Source organism: Wenxinia marina DSM 24838 (genome assembly GCF_000379485.1).
Lineage (GTDB): Bacteria > Pseudomonadota > Alphaproteobacteria > Rhodobacterales > Rhodobacteraceae > Wenxinia > Wenxinia marina.
In genome coordinates this window covers 1-2857 of the sequence record NZ_KB902306.1, presented here as the reverse complement: position 1 = coordinate 2857, position 2857 = coordinate 1, and the positions used below count along the sequence as shown (strand labels likewise).

2 protein-coding genes and 1 pseudogene are annotated in these 2857 nt (G+C 63.1%); 2 read left to right on the top strand and 1 reads right to left on the bottom strand.

All coding sequences use genetic code 11. From position 1 onward, the window contains the following. Positions 1-116: 116 nt before the first annotated feature. Entirely contained in the window at positions 117-533 is a 417-nt protein-coding gene (locus A37W_RS24660) for a DUF6647 family protein (RefSeq protein ID WP_496543873.1), read from the bottom strand. A gap of 233 nt (positions 534-766) precedes the next feature. On the opposite strand from A37W_RS24660, the gene A37W_RS23430 reads away from it, so the two are divergent. Both A37W_RS23430 and A37W_RS22125 read left to right on the top strand, forming a co-directional pair. Beyond that, the gene (locus A37W_RS23430; RefSeq protein WP_081617159.1) at positions 767-1678 is read left to right on the top strand and encodes a LysR family transcriptional regulator; all 912 of its coding nucleotides are present in this window, start codon (positions 767-769) and stop codon (positions 1676-1678) included. A gap of 161 nt (positions 1679-1839) precedes the next feature. Then, positions 1840-2543: pseudogene (locus tag A37W_RS22125) on the top strand (IS6 family transposase). The last annotated feature ends 314 nt before the right edge of the window (positions 2544-2857 follow it).

Sequence of the window (2857 nt, the reverse complement as noted above, 5' to 3'; positions counted from 1 at the left end):
ACGGCCGGAAAAATCCAGCTTCCGGCGGTCCAGCGTTGGGGAGCGGAGCAGACGGCCGGAAAAATCCAGCCTCCAGCGGTCCAGGTTTGGGAAGCGGAGAAATCGTCGCTGGTCTTCTATTCAGGATGAACATCCCGAGGGGAGCATCCAGCGTCGAGAACGACGGCGATCCAGTCGACATCGAGCGAAAGCCCCTGTTCCAAGAGCCACGCCTCTTGAAGCCGGTAGGCGGGTAGTTCTTGCGCGGCTGGGCAATACCAGTGGTGAGGCGTCTGCCGATGATGAATAAGCTCGTGAAGCAACACTGCGACATCGCCTGGCCTGTGGGGCTCCCAAGGGCTTACCAGTAGGATTTCAGATCGTTCGGGATCATAGAGACCCCGGAGGGGACCGCGCTGGAAACTCGTCGTAGGACCCTGCCGCGCCGCTGCCTCCCACTCGCTGACAAGGCGAACGCTGGGAGCTACGTCGCGGCGCGGCCAATTCGCCCGTGCGTCGAGCCAGTCATCCAGCGACGAGACGAGCTCGCTCATGCTGTCCGCCTGATGCCATTGCAGGACTGGCGCACGCCACGCGTCCTCGGCCTGCGGAAGCGCCGGCAATATGAGGATCGGCACAGTGGCGAGCACCACGGTGAGAGTGGAGCGGGGCATCGAACCCTCCAGAGCATGATTTGGAGATCTGACCACTTGATGGTACGCTGCTGCCCCAAGGCTATCGAACGATTGCTTTTCAGGCTCTCGTGAGCTCAGTTCAGGCAGGCCAGATGGGACGGAAGCTACCCCCGTTCGCGGCAGTCCGCGCTTTCGAAGCAACCGCACGGCATCTGTCGGTGAAGTCTGCCGCGGACGAGTTGTGCCTCACACCCTCGGCAGTCAGCCACCAGATCAAGACGCTCGAAGGGTTTCTTGATACTCGGCTCTTCGAGCGATCGGGCAACAGGATTGCCCTCACCCTGACGGGCGAGACGTATGCCGGCAAACTCACGCATCTGCTGGATTCGATGTCGCAAGAGACAGAGACGGCGCGCGCCGCGGCACGACCGCTGCGCGTTCTTTCCACCCCGGGATTCGCCGCGCGCTGGCTCGTACCGCGCTTGCCCAGGCTGAAGTTCGCGCGCGACCTCCGGCTGCGGGTTTCCAACGGAGCGCCATCCCTCGATTTTGGATTGAACGATGCTGACGTCGTCATTCAGTGGTCGGACGCCCCGACCCCCGGACTGCTCGTCGAGCCCCTTATTGCCTCTTCACGCTACCCGGTCATCTCGCCAGTGCTGCGGGAGCGCTTGAACGTACGGCGCCCCAAAGACCTGTTGCGCGTCACGCTCTTCTACGACGAGACAGACGATGCCTGGCCCGAATGGTTCGCCGCAGCAGGTCTGGCTGGAGCGAGCTTGCCGCCTGGACCGACCTACCCCAATTGCGAACTCTCGACGACGATGGTCGAGCAGCATCAGGGCGTAGCGCTGGCCTATGATGCCGTCGTGCGGGGCACCATTCTCTCCGGACGATTGCAGCGACTCTTCGACGTGTCGACACTGCCTATGTCGATCTATTCGATCGCCGTACCCGAGAGGCATGCTGGTGATTGTCGGGTCACAGACTTTCGACGATGGCTGCGGGCGGAAGCCGAAGCCGAGGGAGTTCGGCCATGCCATCTGACGCGCGCAGCAGAATAACGCTGACCGACAGGGTCGTGAGCTCTCGCCGCCCGGGATGCGGCGCGATCCTCTTGTGCGTCGGTCACGGTCGGCGCTCTGCACGACCGCCTCGATCTCGGCGCGAGGGACTGTCAGAGGAACCGCTTGAGCGGGGCAGGGCGTCCACCTAGCCTCGCCGGATGACCCAGCCGAACCCGTTCCGCTACTTCAAGACCAGCCCCGAGATCATCCGCCTGGCGGTGATGCTGTATGTCCGCTTCCCGCTCTCACTGCGGAATGTCGAGGACCTGCTGCATGAGCGCGGTATCGAGGTCAGCCATGAGACGATCCGCTACTGGTGGAACAGGTTCGGGCCGATGTCGCGGCGGAGATCCGGCGGCGCCGAATACAGAGCCTGCGGTCCAGCAGATGGCAGTGGCACCTCGACGAGATCTTCGTGAAGATCAACGGCAAGACGCACTACCTCTGGCGCGCCGTCGACGAGGGCGAGGTGCTGGAGGCGGTCGTCACCAAGACCCGGGACCGCGCGGCAGCCTTACGTTTTCTGAAGAAACTGCTGCGCCGTCACGGCCGGCCAGAGATCCTGGTCACCAACAGGCTGCGGACCTACGGCGCTGCCCTTCGGCAACTGGACCTGCAGGGCAAGCAGCAGTCGGACGGTCGCTGGATCAACAACAGGGCGGAGAACTCCCACCTGCCGCTCCGACGACGAGAGAGGGCGATGCTCCGGTTCCGGCGGATGCGAAGTCTCCAGAAGTTCGCCGCCGTCCACTCCTCCGTCTACAACCACTTCAATCTCGAGCTTAGCCTCTCCAGCCGAACCATTTTCAGGACGAACCGCACCGCCGCATTAGAGGAGTGGCGCGGCCTCTACGCGGCGTAGGGGAAGCTCGTCCGCCGCAAACTGAGACTGGTTTGCATTTGTCTGACAGCACCCCGCGAGCGCCATCCCGCGCCGGTTTCCCGCGCCCGTCTCAGCGTCCCCAAAGTGCCGGTTCGAATTTTCGCTGATTTCCCTGATCAGCCCCGGTTAACAGGGAATCTTGGCCGCATGAGCGACAAAGGGTCCGGCGGGCGACCTTGTCGGCCAGCGAAATCAGTGGTTAGCGTCCGAGGACGTGGTGTAATTTCAGCGCCGTCGACGGTGTGATCCCGGGTGGTCACCGATGTGTATGGTCGAGGTGGAGTTTGACGACT